Annotated in this window: 17 protein-coding genes; all 17 read left to right on the forward strand. The window is 70.3% G+C overall.

Features of this window, described 5'->3' with window-relative positions; translation table 11 throughout:
• Positions 1–360 (forward strand): phosphopantothenoylcysteine decarboxylase (locus HY703_10905; protein ID MBI4545695.1); only part of this gene is annotated, 360 nt, incomplete at its 5' end.
• Positions 360–1,154: a uracil-DNA glycosylase gene (locus HY703_10910; protein MBI4545696.1), complete on the forward strand. Its 795-nt coding sequence runs from the start codon at positions 360–362 to the stop codon at positions 1,152–1,154. The genes HY703_10905 and HY703_10910, both read left to right, overlap by 1 nt.
• Positions 1,141–2,523 carry a replicative DNA helicase gene (dnaB, locus tag HY703_10915; GenBank protein MBI4545697.1) on the forward strand — a complete coding sequence of 461 codons (1,383 nt, stop codon included), beginning with the start codon at positions 1,141–1,143 and terminating at the stop codon, positions 2,521–2,523. Before HY703_10910 ends, dnaB begins: the two co-directional genes overlap by 14 nt.
• On the forward strand, positions 2,510–3,292 hold the full coding sequence (locus HY703_10920) for a 2-C-methyl-D-erythritol 4-phosphate cytidylyltransferase (GenBank protein ID MBI4545698.1): 783 nt from the start codon (positions 2,510–2,512) through the stop codon (positions 3,290–3,292). The genes dnaB and HY703_10920 overlap by 14 nt, the downstream gene beginning before the upstream one ends.
• 53 nt (positions 3,293–3,345) lie before the next feature.
• Complete coding sequence (locus tag HY703_10925) at positions 3,346–3,999, forward strand: threonylcarbamoyl-AMP synthase (protein MBI4545699.1); 654 nt, start codon at positions 3,346–3,348, stop codon at positions 3,997–3,999.
• The gene (locus HY703_10930; GenBank protein MBI4545700.1) at positions 3,992–4,498 is read left to right on the forward strand and encodes a low molecular weight protein arginine phosphatase; all 507 of its coding nucleotides are present in this window, start codon (positions 3,992–3,994) and stop codon (positions 4,496–4,498) included. The genes HY703_10925 and HY703_10930 overlap by 8 nt, the downstream gene beginning before the upstream one ends.
• 11 nt (positions 4,499–4,509) lie before the next feature.
• Positions 4,510–5,454 (forward strand): shikimate dehydrogenase, encoded by a 945-nt coding sequence (aroE, locus tag HY703_10935; GenBank protein ID MBI4545701.1) that lies wholly within the window; start codon positions 4,510–4,512, stop codon positions 5,452–5,454.
• Between the two features lie 60 nt (positions 5,455–5,514).
• Positions 5,515–6,276, forward strand: coding sequence for a ComF family protein (locus HY703_10940; GenBank protein ID MBI4545702.1), 762 nt, complete (start codon positions 5,515–5,517; stop codon positions 6,274–6,276).
• Positions 6,277–6,295: 19 nt separating this feature from the next.
• On the forward strand, positions 6,296–7,306 hold the full coding sequence (gap, locus tag HY703_10945; protein MBI4545703.1) for a type I glyceraldehyde-3-phosphate dehydrogenase: 1,011 nt from the start codon (positions 6,296–6,298) through the stop codon (positions 7,304–7,306).
• A 123-nt stretch (positions 7,307–7,429) separates the two neighbouring features.
• On the forward strand, positions 7,430–7,651 hold the full coding sequence (locus tag HY703_10950; GenBank protein MBI4545704.1) for a hypothetical protein: 222 nt from the start codon (positions 7,430–7,432) through the stop codon (positions 7,649–7,651).
• A gap of 89 nt (positions 7,652–7,740) precedes the next feature.
• Positions 7,741–8,628 (forward strand): alpha/beta fold hydrolase, encoded by an 888-nt coding sequence (locus HY703_10955; protein ID MBI4545705.1) that lies wholly within the window; start codon positions 7,741–7,743, stop codon positions 8,626–8,628.
• Positions 8,629–8,760: 132 nt separating this feature from the next.
• A complete protein-coding gene (locus tag HY703_10960; GenBank protein ID MBI4545706.1) occupies positions 8,761–9,975 on the forward strand; it encodes a phosphoglycerate kinase in 1,215 nt (404 codons plus the stop codon).
• Positions 9,976–9,999: 24 nt separating this feature from the next.
• Complete coding sequence (locus HY703_10965; protein ID MBI4545707.1) at positions 10,000–10,767, forward strand: triose-phosphate isomerase; 768 nt, start codon at positions 10,000–10,002, stop codon at positions 10,765–10,767.
• A gap of 120 nt (positions 10,768–10,887) precedes the next feature.
• Positions 10,888–11,319, forward strand: a complete 432-nt coding sequence (secG, locus tag HY703_10970) for a preprotein translocase subunit SecG (GenBank protein ID MBI4545708.1) — start codon at positions 10,888–10,890, stop codon at positions 11,317–11,319.
• A gap of 604 nt (positions 11,320–11,923) precedes the next feature.
• Positions 11,924–12,316 (forward strand): hypothetical protein, encoded by a 393-nt coding sequence (locus HY703_10975; GenBank protein ID MBI4545709.1) that lies wholly within the window; start codon positions 11,924–11,926, stop codon positions 12,314–12,316.
• A gap of 4 nt (positions 12,317–12,320) precedes the next feature.
• Positions 12,321–13,373 carry an alpha-ketoacid dehydrogenase subunit beta gene (locus HY703_10980; GenBank protein MBI4545710.1) on the forward strand — a complete coding sequence of 351 codons (1,053 nt, stop codon included), beginning with the start codon at positions 12,321–12,323 and terminating at the stop codon, positions 13,371–13,373.
• Positions 13,374–13,435: 62 nt separating this feature from the next.
• Positions 13,436–14,547 (forward strand): 2-oxo acid dehydrogenase subunit E2 (locus HY703_10985; GenBank protein ID MBI4545711.1); only part of this gene is annotated, 1,112 nt, incomplete at its 3' end.

Below are 14,547 nucleotides of genomic sequence, written 5' to 3' on the forward strand. Positions count from 1 at the left end.
CGCGCCGCACAGCAGAAGCTCAAGAAGGAGGTCGCGCCTGCGCTGCTCGAGCTGGAGCGCACCGCGGACGTGCTCCGCGTCACGCAGGAGGCTCGTGCTCCCGGAATGGTGGCAGTGGGCTTCGCACTGGAAACGGAGCATGCGCTCGCCAACGCGCGCCGCAAGCTGCGGGAGAAGGCGCTGGACCTGGTGGTGCTGAACGAGGCGGGGCGGCCGGGGGCGGGCTTCGAGGTGGAGACGAACCAGGTCGTGATCCTGGGGCGCGAGGAGCGGGAAGAGGAGCTGCCACTGCTCTCGAAGCACGAGGTAGCCGAAGCCGTCCTGGACCGCGTGGAAATCCTGCTCGGAGCGCGCGCCTGATGCCGGGCCAGGACCTTTTCGCGCGTTACCTCCGGCAGCGCGCAGAGTGGGGGGAACGGGAGCTCTTCCTCCAGGAGCTGACGGCGGCGGAAGCGCTGGCCGCCGTGAGCGCGGCCGGCCGGGTGGATGGCGGTCGCGGGGCGCCGCTCGAGGCGGCGGCCGCCGGCGCCAGCCGGCGTACCGGCCGGGCGCGGGCGGCGCCTGTGGGATCGGCCCCGGCCGTAACGGGCGACCCCTGGGCGGGCGGGCTCGAGGTGCTGGCGGCCGCGGCGGCATCCTGTACGCTCTGCCGGCTGCACGAGGGCCGGCGACAGGTGGTTTTCGGCGAGGGCAACGCGGCCGCTGAACTGGTGGTGGTGGGCGAGGCGCCGGGCTTCGAGGAAGATAGGACAGGCCGCCCCTTTGTCGGGCCGGCGGGCAAGCTGCTGGACCTGCTGCTGCTCAGCATCGCCCTGCCCCGACGGCAGGTGTACATCTGCAACGTGATCAAGTGCCGCCCGCCCAACAATCGCAATCCCTTGCTGGACGAGGTCGCCTGCTGCTCGCGCTACCTGTTCCGGCAGATCGAACTGATCTCGCCGCGCGTGCTGCTGGCTGTGGGCAATTTTGCCGCACGTACGCTCCTGTCTACGGAGGAGAGCGTGGGCCGGCTGCGCGGGCAGATCCACAGCTTCCGCGGCACACCGGCGATCGCCACGTATCACCCTGCGTTCCTGCTCCGCAGTCCGCGCTGGACCCGGGCGGCATGGCAAGACTTCCAGATGGTGCGACAGGTGCTCGATGAACGGGCGTGAGGCGGGCGTTGCCACGCTGCCGGTAACGGATCGGCCGCCGCCGTACGCGGCGGAGGCGGAGATCAGCGTGCTGGGCGGCATGCTGGTCGATCGGGATGCCGCGGCCAAGGTGCTCGAGTCGGTAGATGACTCGATGTTCTACCGCGAGGCGAACCGGCGGCTGTTCCGAGCCATGGTGCGGCTCTTCGAGCGTGGCCAGGTGATTGACCCGGTGACCATCACGGAGGAGTTGAAGAAGACGCAGGAGCTGGAGAGCGTGGGCGGCATGGCCTACGTGGCCGAGTTGCTGGACGCCGTGCCTACGGCGGCGAACATCGAGTACCACGCCCGCATTGTTCGGGAGAAGGCGCTGCTCCGGCGTTTGATCGAGGCGTCCACGCAGATCGTGCGCAGTGCGCAGGAGCCGGGCGAGCGCACGGTTGAGCAGGTGCTGGACGAGGCCGAGCAGCGCATCTTCCAGGTTGCCCAAACTCACGAGCGGGAAGGCTTTGTCTGGATCAAGCAGATCCTGTTCCCGGCCATGGGCCGGATCGAAGAGTTGCAGGCGGCCAAGGGCGGCTTGACCGGTGTGGCCAGCGGATTCCACGATCTGGACGAGATGACGGGCGGCTTCCAGAAGGGGGACCTGATCATTCTGGCTTCGCGGCCGAGCATGGGGAAAACGGCGCTGATGCTCGGTATGGGGCTGCATGCTGCGATCCGGCACCGCCTGCCTGTCGCCCTCTTCTCCCTGGAAATGTCCGACGAGCAGCTCGTCGAGCGCATGCTCTGCCACGAGGCGCTCATCGACCTGCGCAACGTGCGCCGCGGCCGCCTCAACGAAGACGATTACCTGCGCCTCTCCGATGCCGCCGCCCACCTCAACACGGCGCCCATGTGGATCGACGACTCGGCCCTGCTCACGGTCCTCGAGATGCGCGCCAAGGCGCGGCGGCTCAAGGCCGACCGCCCGGACCTGGGGCTGCTGCTGGTGGATTACATTCAGCTCATGCAGGGGCACACCCGCTTCGAGAACCGCACGCAGGAGGTCAGCCAGATCAGTCGCGGGCTCAAGGCGCTGGCCAAGGAACTCGAGATCCCCATCATTGCGCTGTCGCAGCTCTCGCGCGCGCCGGAGCAGCGGGCGGACCGGCGTCCCCAGCTCTCGGACCTGCGCGAATCGGGTTCGCTCGAGCAGGACGCGGACGTGGTCATGCTCCTCTACCGCCAGGACTATTATCTCTCGAACGAGGAGGCGGTGGAGAAGGACGTCGCCAACAAGGCCGAGCTCATCGTGGCCAAGCAGCGGAACGGCCCGACCGGCCTGGTCAAGCTGACCTTCCAGAAGGCCAGCACGCGCTTCTACCTGGACGCCGATGCCGGCCGTTAACCCCGCGAGCTCCTCGCGGGGTAGTCCTGGCGGGCGCGATTCTCGGGGCGCCTCTCTCCCGGAAACAGTTTCCGACCGAACCGCTGCCCTGCGCGCCGCCCTGATTCTCGCGGCGGCAGGCGGCGGGCAGCGCATGGGTGGCGTGCGCAAGCCTTACCTCGAGCTGGCCGGGCAGCCGCTCCTGCTCCACGCGCTCGACCCATTCCTGGCGCACCCCGCCATCCGTTGGGTGGTCGTGGCGCTGCCGCCCGAGGACGCGGACCACCCGCCCGCCTGGCTGAGCCGTGTCGACCCGCGCGTGGTGGCGGTGCCGGGTGGAGCAGAGCGAGGGGATTCGGTGTACCGGGCATTACAGCGCGTGCCGGCTGAAGCGGAGGTCGTGCTGGTGCATGATGCCGCGCGCCCCCTCGTTACCGCAGAGGTGATCGAGCGGGTCCTGGCCGCAGCCGCTGAGGGCGCCGGCGCCGTCGCGGCCGTGCCCGTCGAGGACACGATCAAGCTGGTGGACGCCGAGGGCCACGTTCTCGAAACTCCCGAGCGGGCTCGGCTCTGGCGGGCGCAGACGCCGCAAGGCTTCCCCCGAAACATGCTGGTGAGGGCGTATGAACGTGCGCTGGCGGCCGGCTTCCGGGCCACCGATGACGCGGCGTTGGTCGAGCATTTCGGCGGCGCCGTGCGCGTAGTCCAGGGGACGCCCGAGAACCGGAAAGTGACCACGCCCGCGGACCTCGAGTGGGCCGAGGCCGTGCTTCGCGCTCGGCAAGCGTGAGCGCGATGGGGCCCGCAGCTCCCGACGCCGCGCGGGCCGGGGGAGCAGAACGGATGCGCGTCCCGCTGATCCCGTTCCGGACTCGGAGCGACTGGGTGGCCCGGGCGCCGGGCGTCGCCAGGCATTTGCTGGCCGGCGGACTCATCGCCTACCCGACCGAAACCGTCTACGGCCTCGGTTGCGCCCTGCGTCAGGACGCACTCGAGCGCCTCACGGCGCTCAAGGGGAGGGTGAGGGGGAAGCCCTTTCTGCTGCTGGTGACCGGGACCGCGCAAGCGCACGGCCTCGAGTGGACGGAGGAGGCCCGGACGCTCGCCGCCCGCTTCTGGCCCGGGCCACTAACCCTCGTGCTCGGCGCGGACCCGGGCCGTTACCCGCAGGGAGTCGTGAGCGCGGCGGGCGGGGTGGCCGTGCGGGCTACCTCACACCAGGGTATGCAGGCGATCCTCCACGCGCTGGGGGGGCCTATCACCTCCACGAGCGCCAACCGCCCCCGAACACCGCCTGCAGCGAGCGCCAGCGCCGCGCACGCCGTGCTCGAAGCACTGGGCGGAGGGACGGGCGTCTGGCTGCTGGATGGCGGACGGCTGCCTCCCTCGCCGCCCTCCACCATTGTCGACTGCTCCGGTGGGCGTCCTCGGCTGCTTCGGGCGGGCGCCATCGGCGCGGCGGAGCTCGAGAAGGTCGTGGGAGCCTGGCATGAATGACGCCGCAGAGTCGGGCTGGCAGCACGAGCCGTCGACATACAACCTGCTCTTCGTGTGCACGGGCAACACCTGCCGGAGCCCGCTGGCGGAAGCGATCGCGCGCCGCGAGCTCGAGCAGCGGGAGTGGCTGCACGTGGCGGTGACTTCGGCAGGCATCTGGGCCGGGTACGGCACGCCCGCCTCGGACAACGCCGTCTCCGTGGCTGCCGAACAGGGGCTCGATATTGCCGCTCACGCCGCCCGGCCGCTCACGCCCGAGCTCGTGGAATGGGCGGACCTGATCCTGGTCATGAGCTCGTCGCAGATCCGGGAAGTGGGCGACCTGGGCGGCGCCAGCAAGGCCGCCGTCCTGACCGACTTCGGCGCCCATGACGAGCCCGGCCTCGCCATTGACGACCCGTTCGGCGGGGACGTGGACGCCTACCGCCACACCTTTGGAGAGCTCGAGCAGGCCATCCGCGCCTTGCTCGAGCGACTCGAGCCGCTCCTCTCGCCCTGATCGCGCATCCCATGCCGCGTCGTCGCATCGCCCCAGCCTCGCCGCCGACGCACGCTGCCGCGGCGAGGCGGGAGGGTGGGGAGGGAGCGGAGCCGCAACTGCTCCCGCTGCCTGGACCGGAGACCCGCCTCATGACCCTGCTCGGCGATCCCGTCGCGCATTCCCTCTCGCCACGGCTCCAGAACGCGGCGTTCCGCGCCGCCGGCGTGGATGGCGTCTACGTGGCGCTCCACTGCCATGCCGATGGCCTGCCCGGCCTGCTGCGCGGGATCGCGCGGGCCGGCGGGGGCGGGAACGTGACCATCCCGCACAAGCTGCTGGCCGCCCGGCTCATCGAGAAAGCGGCGGCCAGCGTCAACACTACCGGCGCCTGCAACACCTTCTGGCTGGAGGACGGCCGGATCTGCGGCGAGAACACGGATGTCGCCGGCTTCGCGGCCGCGGCCCGCCAGCTCCTCGGGACGCTGGCCGGCGCCCGCGTGCTGCTGCTCGGCGCGGGCGGCGCCGCGCGCGCCGCCCTCTCGGCCCTGCTCGCCGAGGGCGCCGACGCCATCGTGCTCCTCAACCGGACGCCATCCCGCGCCCAAGCGCTGCGGGCCGAGCTGGCCCTGGACCACCATCGCGTCCAGCTCGCCGCTCCTCCGGCGGAACGGCTCGACAACGAGAGCTTCGACCTGGTTGTCAATGCCACGCCCCTGGGCATGACTCCTCAGGACCCGCTGGCCTTCCCCCTCGAGCGCCTGCGCCAGGCCGGCGCCGCCCTCGATCTTGTCTACTCGCCCGCAGAAACGCCCTGGGTGCACTACGCCCGCCAGCTCGGGATCCCGGCCGCCGACGGGCTGGAAATGCTGATCCAGCAGGGCGCCGCCTCGTTCCAGTGCTGGTGGCGCATGCCCGCGCCGCTCGAGGCTATGCGCGCGGCGGTGCCCCATGCCGCCATGGACGTGCCCCGATGAGCCTCGAGCCTTGCCGCTAGCTCGCTCGACTCGGCGGCCTTCGGCCGCTTTTCGCTCCCGATGACGCGTCATAGCCTCTGCTCCGCCCTCCTCGACCTGGTCTTCGCGCCCGTCTGCCTGGCGTGCGACGGCAACATCGCCATGGGCGACGAAGCCCGCCTGATCTGCCGGCGGTGCCGCACTCGCCTGCGGCCACTGCCGCCCCCTTCGTGCCCCCGCTGCGGGGCGCCGCGCCTGCGTACGGGGCGAGCCAGTGCCGCGGTGTGCGGCGAATGCGCCGGCTGGCCCCCCGGCCTGCGAGTGGCCCGCTCGGCGTGCCTGCTCCACCCGCCCGCGGACCGCATTGTCCATCAACTGAAGTACCGCGGCTGGCGGGCGCTGGCCCGTCCCATGGCGGAGCTCATGGCTGCGCTGCCCTTGCCGCCGGACGTCGAGGAGGAGGCGCGGCTGGCCGTTCCCGTTCCTACCACGCCCGTCACCTTGCGGCAGCGGGGGTATAATCAGGCGGAGCTGCTCGCCCGGGCGTACGCGGAACGGACGCGGCGGCAGCACTGCTGCGTGCTCGAGCGCGGGCGCGCCGCGCGCAGCCAGACGACCTTGCAGCCGGCGGCGCGTGGGGCTAACGTGGCGGGCGCGTTCCGCGTCGTCGCGGGGCGCCAGCGCGAGCTCGCCGCGGCCCACGTGTTGCTGGTCGATGACGTGCTGACGACGGGCGCCACCGCCGCGGAGTGCACCCGGACTCTGCTGGCGGCGGGCGCCCGTTGCGTGAGTGTCATCACCTTCGCCCGTGCGCTCGATGCACGCCGGCTGACGGAAACCTGAGGCTCGGAGTCTTCAGCTCATGCCCACTCGCGTAGCGATCAATGGCTTCGGCCGGATCGGACGGACCATCATGCGCGCCGCCAAGAAGTACGGTGCGCCGCTCGACTTCATCGCCGTGAACGACGTCACGGACAGCCGCACGCTGGCGCACCTGCTGAGCTACGACTCCGTCCAGGGGCGTTATCCGGGGAAGGTCGAGGTGACGGAGGGCGGGCTGCGCGTGGATGGCGACGACATTCGCGTGCTCAGCGAGCGTGACCCGGGCGCACTGCCCTGGAAGGACCTCGAGGTGGACATCGTCCTCGAATCGAGCGGCCGGTTTACGGACCGGGAGTCCGCGGCCAAGCACCTGGCTGCGGGCGCGCGCAAGGTGATCATCACCGCGCCGGCCAAGGGCGAGGACATCACCATCGTGCTGGGGGTGAACGAGGAGAAGTATGACCCCGAGCGGCATCACATTGTGAGTAATGCGAGCTGTACCACCAATGCCCTCGTGCCGGTGGTGAAGGTGATCCTGGATCGGTTCGGCTTCCGGCGCGGACTCATGACCACGGTGCATTCCTACACCAACGACCAGCAGATCCTGGACCTGCCGCACAAGGACCTGCGGCGCGCGCGGGCGGCAGCGCTTTCCATCATCCCGACCTCGACCGGTGCGGCCAGGGCCACCTACCTGGTGATCCCGGAGGTGAAGGGCAAGCTGGATGGCATTGCCATGCGCGTGCCGACGCCCGACGTCTCGATCGTGGACCTCACCGCGGAGGTCGAAAAGAACGTGACGGTCGAGGACGTCAATCAGGCGTTCCGCCAGGCCGCGGAGGGTCGGCTGAAGGGAATCCTGACGGTGTCCGACGAGCCGCTGGTCAGTGTCGACTATCTCGGCAACCCGGCCAGCGCGATCGTCGACCTCCCCTTCACCTTCGTCGTCGACCAGCGGCTGGTCAAAGTCATGGCCTGGTATGACAACGAATGGGGCTACTCTCTGCGTTGCGTCGACCTGGCCCGCTACCTCGCGGAACGGCTCTCTTGACGCTGCCCCAGGGCGGAATTACCGTATAGCAGGGCAGGGGAGGCCCACAGGGCCCTTCCGCCAGGCTGTGCATCAGGCGGGCGTGCGTACCCATCAGCCGCGCCCCGGCGCTGGAGGAGCACCATGGCCGAGGCCAGCCAGGACGTTTACGGCACCTACCGCTGCCCCGTGTGTGGTCACCGCGACGCGGCAGAGCTCAAGCCGGGCGAGGAGCATCGGGTAGTCCACTGCATGTATTGCGGGACGCCGCTGGAAGTGTGGCCGCGAGGCCCGGATTCCGTCCGCTTCTCGGTCCAGGTGGCGGAGGAATCGGAGGCTGACTCGCCCAACTGGGTCGCGGGGTGAAGGGCAGACCTACCACAATTCGGCAGCAACGGGACGGCCACGGCGCGGGTGCGCGCCGTGGCCGTTCGCTTTCGGCGCTGCAGGCGCGCGTGCGGCGGGCCATGGAGCGGCTGCTCGAGCTGGGCGGGGCCCGTGTGGGAAGCGGCGTGGCGGGGCCAACGGATGCGCGGCTCCATTACCTCGAGGCTGGCAGCGGCCCGCCCTTGGTCCTCCTTCAGGGAGCGAGCGGTGGCGCCGCCAACTGGTATCGCCTGCTGGCGCCACTGGCGCAGCAGTTCCACGTGCTGGCGCCGGACCTGCCCGGCTTCGGCCTCTCCCCGCCCACCTCCGCTTCCGCACCGTTGGGCCGTTCGGCCGCGTATGCCTTGCGCGCCTGGTTCCGGGCCACGGGGGTCGCGCGCTGCGACCTGGTGGGGACTTCCTTTGGCGGGCTCGTGGCCCTGCGCCTGGCGCACGAGACCCCGGAGCTGGTGCGCCGTCTCGTGCTCCTGAATGCTGTGGGACTGGGCCGGGAGCTGCCCGCAGCCGTGCGCCTCGCCGCCCTGCCCCTGCTCGGCCGGGCCGCGCTCCGCCCCAGCCGGCGTGTCAGCGCATGGCTTTTCCGTAAGCTGCTGACTGGGGGGCGGCGGCGCCTTGCCGCGGCTGAGGAGGCGGCGCTCCTCGACTACCTCTGGTGCTGCGCCTTGGCCGGCGATCCCTCCTGGATGGCCGGCGCGCTCCGACTCTTCGCCCGGCCGCTGGGACAGCGTGAGGTCATGACATCCCGAGAGCTGGCAGACGTGCGCTGCAGCGTGCTCGTGCTCTGGGGAGAGTGCGACCCGTTTCTCCCCCTGGCCCACGGGCAGCGGGCCGCCAGCTTGATCCCTCGAGCGCTGCTCCACCTGCTCCGCGATGTGGGGCATTCCCCCAACTGGGAGGCGCCCGACGAGACGCTGGCGCTGGTACTACCCTTCTTGACTGCGCCGGACGTCTGCTAGATCCGATCCTGTCTCCTTGTTCGGGCCCGCCGCTCGGTCTAGCTTACGCGGCCAGGCCGGGGCGGAGCCTGCGGGCCGAAGGGGAGGGGGAGGCGGGGCGAGAGAGGGCGAGAGGGCCCAGGAGGGGGCGGGATGAACAAGCAGGTCGTGAGCGATCTGCGCGACGTGGATCTCCGCGACCGACGCGTCCTCGTACGCGTGGACTATAACGTGCCGCTCGAGGAGGGTGGGGTAGCGGACGACACGCGCATCCGCGCGACGCTCCCCACACTGACCTACCTGCTACAACATGGCGCGCGGCTGGTGCTGCTCTCGCACCTGGGCCGGCCGAAGGGGAGGTGGGACGAGCGGCTCTCGCTCCGCCCCGCCGCGGCGCGCCTGGGCAAGCTGGTGCCCGCGCCCGTGCGCTTCGTCGCCGACGTGGTGGGGCCGGAGGCGCACGCGGCGGCCGATAGCCTGCCGTCAGGCGAGATCCTGGTGCTCGAGAACGTGCGTTTCCTGCCCGCCGAGGAGACGAACGACCGGGGGTTGAGCGAGGCTCTGGCTGCGCTGGGCGATGTCTACGTGAACGACGCATTTGGCGCGGCGCACCGGGCTCATGCCTCGACCTGCGGCGTGGCGGAGGTGGTGCGCGAGGACGGCCGGCCCGCCGTGGCCGGGCTGCTGATGGAGAAGGAGTTGCGCTTCCTGGGGGAGGTGCTCGAGGCGCCCGGGCGACCGTTCGTTGCCATCCTGGGTGGCGCCAAGATCTCGGGGAAGATCGATGTGATCGAGAACCTTCTCCCCCGCGTCGATCGGCTGCTGGTGGGCGGTGCCATGGCCAACACGTTTTTCCGCGGGCTCGGGCTCGAGACAGGCGCCTCGCTGGTGGAGGAGGAACGCGTCCAGCTCGCTCGGGATCTGCTCGCCCGCGCCGGTGACAAGCTCGTACTGCCCGTGGATGGCGTGGTGGCCGAAGAGGCCGCGCCCGGGGCTGCGGCCTCGGTCGTGGATCGTGACGCGGTGCCTCCGCAGGGACGGATTCTGGATATCGGGCCCAAGAGTGTTGCTGTGTTCCAGGAGCTGCTGGCGGAAGCCAGGACTGTGCTCTGGAACGGCCCCGTCGGGATGTTCGAGCTGGAAGGCTGCGCGGAAGGGACCATGGCGCTGGCGCGCATGCTTGCCGACGCTACGGCTGCCGGCGCGGTCACGGTGATCGGCGGCGGGGACACGGTCGCCGCGGTGAAAGCCGCGGGAGTGGCGGAGCGGATGACGCATGTCTCGACTGGTGGCGGCGCCTCGCTCGAGTTCCTGGAGGGGCGGGCCCTGCCGGGAGTTGCGGCGCTGAGCGATCGTCGGAACGGCTAGATGACGACCGCAACTGCCCGGCCCGTGCGGACTCCCGTTATTGCGGGGAACTGGAAGATGCACAAGGGCCCCTCCGCCACGCGCGAGTTCTTCCGCCAATTCAAGCCTCGGTATTCCCCGCGCGCAGACCGGACCATCCTCTTCTTCCCGCCGGCCGTGTCGCTGGCGGCCACCATGGAAATGCTGCCGGACCGGCCCGACCTTGGGGTGGGCATCCAGAACATCCACTGGAAGGACCAGGGCGCGTTCACCGGGGAGATCAGTGCGCCTATGGCGCGAGACACGGGGGCCCGTTTTGCCCTGGTCGGTCACTCCGAGAGGCGACACGTCTTCGGCGAATCCGATGACGACGTCCGCCACAAGGTCGCGGCCGCCTTCGACGCCGGCCTCGTTCCCGTGCTTTGTCTGGGTGAGACCCTCGAGCAGCGGCGCGCGGGCCGCGTCGAGGAGGTGATCCTGAGCCAGCTCGATGCCGCGCTGCAGGACCTCCCGCCCCACCACATCCGGCAGTTGCTCGTTGCATACGAGCCCGTTTGGGCTATTGGCACCGGCGTCAATGCGACTCCCGCCGACGCCAGTGCCGCCCACGCCGTCCTGCGCCGCCGGCTGGCGGAGCATGTGGGCGATGAAGCCGCACGGCGCGTCCCCATCCTCTACGGCGGGTCCGTCAACCCCGGCAACGCCGCCGAGCTGCTCGCCGCGCCCCAGGTGGATGGTCTGCTGGTCGGCGGCGCCAGCCTCGACCCGGCGGGATTCGCCCGGATCGCGGCGCTCCAGACTAGACTAGACTAGACTAGCGCCTGGCCTGAAATTTCACCCGAGCGCAGGCCGCGCAGAGCCGAAGTCGAGAGGTCCAGGAGAGCTTTTCCATGAGCTTGACACCTGCGGCACCCCCACGTGATCTTCCAATGCTTGAGGGACCACCTGCACCCGGAGCGGACGGGCGTGTTCAATTTCCTGTTGATCCTGTTGCTGCTCGATGGCCTTCTCCTCATGGTCATCGTGTTGCTGCAGGCGGGCAAGGGCGGAGGGCTGGCCGCGGTAGGCGGCGGCGCAGGCACCGAAACCTTCATTGGCGGCCGTCAGGCCGCTACCCTCCTGACCAGGGCCACCTGGGTCACTGCCGGAATCTTCCTGCTCCTGGCACTGATGCTCTCGGTGATGTCTTCCCGCCGTACGCGGCAGCCTGAGCCTGTCCTGCGACAGGAGTTCCCGCAGACCGCGCCCGCGCCGCAGCCCGTGCTGCCTGGTGTGGAGCCGGGCCAGGGCACGGCGCCGCAGGGCGGCGCCCAACGGCCGGCTCGGCCGGCCGAGCCGGTGCCGGCTCCGCCGGCGCAACGATAACGGGGTTGCAGAAAGGGGGGGGCGTGGAGCACCGGAAACCTTCCGGTGCTCCGCGCCCCCGCCTGCTTTAGCTCCCCGCGCTCCGCGGCTCAGGAGCTCAGGGGCAGAGGATGCTGCGCTCCATGCTGTAACCGGGCGCCACGTGGTGGAGGCGCTCGTAGGGGCCGAGCAGCTCGCTCCCCTCCTGGTGCGGCGTCAGGAGCGGCGGCCTTGCTGGCGCCGTTCCGGCCCGCGCGGCGGCTGGCTGGCGACGGCGACGCTGTGAGGGGGGGCGCGAATCTGCGCAGCGCGTCGCCCGACCCATTCCGGGGTTCGAGAGCTGATTCATAACGGCCGTATCGCCAAGGTTGTGGCCATCGATTGGCGCCGGTAGCGGCGGAGCATGGGAGGCTCCGACGCTGCCGCGCGGGTCCAGGAGCGGGATGTGCAAGTCTTGCGCCCCTCGGCAATGCCCCGCGGAGGTGGCTGCGGCACAGGGGGTTTGCCGCTTCCGCTCGGGCCGCACGGGGGGCGCACCTTGCTTGACGGCGCTTTCCGGGCGGCCCATCATAGGCACGATTCGGGCGGGGGACCCGCCTGTCTGTTTTTGAACCCGGTTCCAGTCATGGGCGACCAGACGGGGGTTGCGGCGGCCGGCGCGGTGGTGTCCGATCTGTCGCGCGAGCAACTCCACGAGCTCTACTACTATCTGCACCTCACGCGTCAGGTCGAACAGGTCCAGGCGCATCTCTACCGCCAGAACAAGGTGATCGGCGGGCTGTACCGCTCGCTGGGTCAGGAGGCGACCGCGGTGGGCAGCGCCTACGCGCTGCGCCGGCGCACGGACGGCACGGGCGACGTGATCGCTCCCGCGATCCGCAAGCTGGGCTCGCTTCTGGTCATGGGGGCACGGCCGGTGGATGTGCTCCGCCAGTACCTGGCCAAGGGGGACTCACCCACGGGCGGCCGGGAGCAGAACGTCCACTTCACCGATTCCGGCCGCGGGCGGAAGGGCTGAGGCAATGGCCACGGTTTCCAGACGTGCGGCAGCGCCGCGGGAGAAGCCGGAGCACCTGCGGCACACGGAGCTGGGCCGGCCCGTCACCATGCTGGAGGCCATTCGGGAGGCGCTGTGGGAGGAGATGGAGCGGGACCCGGCCGTCTTCCTGATGGGCGAGGACATCGGGCTCTACGGCGGCGCGTTCAAGGTGACGGAGGACTTCCTCGAGTATTTCGGCGAGGCGCGGGTCATCGACACACCGATCAGCGAAGGCGGATTCACGGGCGCCGCCGCGGGCGCGGCGCACATGGGGATGCGGCCGGTGGTCGAGATGCAGTTCATGGACTTCGTCTCCTGCGCCTACGAGCCGCTCACCAACTACATCGCCACCTCGAGCTGGCGCGGCAGCGGGCCGCTCCCGCTGGTAGTGCGGGGTCCAGTGGGCGGAGGCGTGCGGGGCGGGCCGTTCCACTCGCAGAACCCGGAAATGGCGTTCTTCCATACGCCCGGCCTGAAGATCGTTTACCCCTCCACCTGCTATGACGCGAAGGGGCTGCTCAAGGCGGCCATTCGCGATGAGGACCCGGTGCTGTACTTCGAGCACAAGAAGCTTTACCGTTTGCCCGCGCTTCGGCAGACGTTGCCGCAGGAGGACTATGTAGTCCCGCTCGGGCAGGCGCGCCTTCACCGCGAGGGCACGCACGTCTCGATTGTGACCTACGGCATGATGGTCCACGAGAGTCAGCGGGCGGCCGAGCAGTTGCAAGGCGAGGACGGTTTGAGCGTCGAGATCCTGGACCTGCGCACGCTGCTGCCCCTCGATGAGGAAGCCATCCTCAGTACTGTTCAGAAGACCAACCGGCTGCTGGTCGTGCACGAGGATACGCGAACCGGCGGGATCGCCGGGGAGATCGCGATGCGCGTGAGCGAGAAGGCGTTCGAGTGGCTGGACGCGCCGATCCTGCGGGTCACGGCGATCGACACGCCGGTGCCCTATTCGCCGCCGCTCGAGGACTACTTCCTTCCCCAGGTCAGCGACATCGTGGCGGCTTGCCGCTACCTGGCGGGGTATTAGCAGGGGAACGATAGCTGCGTCCGCGGTCGCCGCGGCAAGGTCCCTGAGGGGAGATCGGAATCATGGCGCGAATCGAAGTCCCCATGCCGCAGATGGGCGAGTCCATTGCCGAGGGCACGGTCTCCAAATGGCTGAAGCAGGTGGGGGACGAGGTGCAGCGGGACGAGCCGCTCCTCGAGATTTCCACGGATAAGGTGGATGCGGAGATCCCTTCGCCGGCGGCGGGGCAGTTGGCCGAGGTGCTGGTGGAGGAGGGGAAGACGGTCGAGGTCGGTAGCATCCTGGCCTACGTCGAGACCGAGAAGGGCGCGGCCGCGGCGCCTGCAGCGAAGGCGCCCCCCGCGCCGGCGAAGGCCGAAAAGGCTGAACCGGAGGCGGCCAAAGCGCCGGCCGCCGCAGAACCGGCCCGCGCGGAGGAGGCGCCGCCGGCCCGGGGCGATGGTCGGACCGAGACGGCGGAGGAGCGGCTCCGTCGCCGCTCCACTCCGCTGGTCCGCCGGATCGCCGCCGAGCACGGCGTCGATCTCTCGGAGGTTCCGGGCACGGGACAGGCGGGCCGCGTCACCAAGCAGGACATCCTGGCTTACGTCGGGCAGCGGGAGCGCGCGCCTGCAGCGGCCGCCGGGGCGCCACCGGCCCGGCCGCCTGCCCCGCGGCCGGCCGAGGCTGCGGTTACTGCCGGCCAGTTCTGGCAGATATTCTACGGGCAGGTCCAGCACCCCGAGTTTCCGGCTCGGGAGCGCGACCGGCTCGAGCCGCTGGAGCGCCTGCGCAAGCTCACGGCCGACCACATGGTGCGGGCCAAGCGGATCGCGGCGCACGTCCACTCCTTCATCGAGGTCGATTTCACGCAGATCGACCGCATCCGCCAGCAGAACCGTGCGCGCTGGGAGCAGCAGGGCGTGAAGGTCAGCTACACCGCCTTCGTGGCCTGGGCGTCGGCGCGGGTGTTGCAGGAGTTCCCCCGGGTAAACGCCACCATCTCCGGAGACAGCATCCTCTATCGCGGGGAGATCAACATCGGCATTGCCGTCGACCTCGACCCCGGACTCATAGTGCCGGCGGTCAGGAACGCCGATGAGCTGACTGTGGTCGGACTGGCCAAACGCATCAACGATCTCGCGGCACGCGCCCGGGAGCGGAAGCTGAAGCCGGACGAGATCCAGGGCGGCAC

This window comes from Gemmatimonadota bacterium (assembly GCA_016209965.1).
Classification (GTDB): Bacteria; Gemmatimonadota; Gemmatimonadetes; order Longimicrobiales; family RSA9; genus JACQVE01.

Excerpts from the sequence above, each read along its gene's own strand:
- aroE (MBI4545701.1), top strand. The coding sequence starts at position 4,510 with ATGCCGCGTCGTCGCATCGCCCCAGCCTCGCCGCCGACGCACGCTGCC.
- HY703_10980 (MBI4545710.1), top strand. The coding sequence starts at position 12,321 with ATGGCCACGGTTTCCAGACGTGCGGCAGCGCCGCGGGAGAAGCCGGAG.
- HY703_10920 (MBI4545698.1), top strand. The coding sequence starts at position 2,510 with ATGCCGGCCGTTAACCCCGCGAGCTCCTCGCGGGGTAGTCCTGGCGGG.
- dnaB (MBI4545697.1), top strand. The coding sequence starts at position 1,141 with ATGAACGGGCGTGAGGCGGGCGTTGCCACGCTGCCGGTAACGGATCGG.
- HY703_10975 (MBI4545709.1), top strand. The coding sequence starts at position 11,924 with ATGGGCGACCAGACGGGGGTTGCGGCGGCCGGCGCGGTGGTGTCCGAT.
- HY703_10910 (MBI4545696.1), top strand. The coding sequence starts at position 360 with ATGCCGGGCCAGGACCTTTTCGCGCGTTACCTCCGGCAGCGCGCAGAG.
- gap (MBI4545703.1), top strand. The coding sequence starts at position 6,296 with ATGCCCACTCGCGTAGCGATCAATGGCTTCGGCCGGATCGGACGGACC.
- HY703_10940 (MBI4545702.1), top strand. The coding sequence starts at position 5,515 with ATGACGCGTCATAGCCTCTGCTCCGCCCTCCTCGACCTGGTCTTCGCG.
- HY703_10950 (MBI4545704.1), top strand. The coding sequence starts at position 7,430 with ATGGCCGAGGCCAGCCAGGACGTTTACGGCACCTACCGCTGCCCCGTG.
- HY703_10930 (MBI4545700.1), top strand. The coding sequence starts at position 3,992 with ATGAATGACGCCGCAGAGTCGGGCTGGCAGCACGAGCCGTCGACATAC.
- HY703_10925 (MBI4545699.1), top strand. The coding sequence starts at position 3,346 with ATGCGCGTCCCGCTGATCCCGTTCCGGACTCGGAGCGACTGGGTGGCC.
- HY703_10960 (MBI4545706.1), top strand. The coding sequence starts at position 8,761 with ATGAACAAGCAGGTCGTGAGCGATCTGCGCGACGTGGATCTCCGCGAC.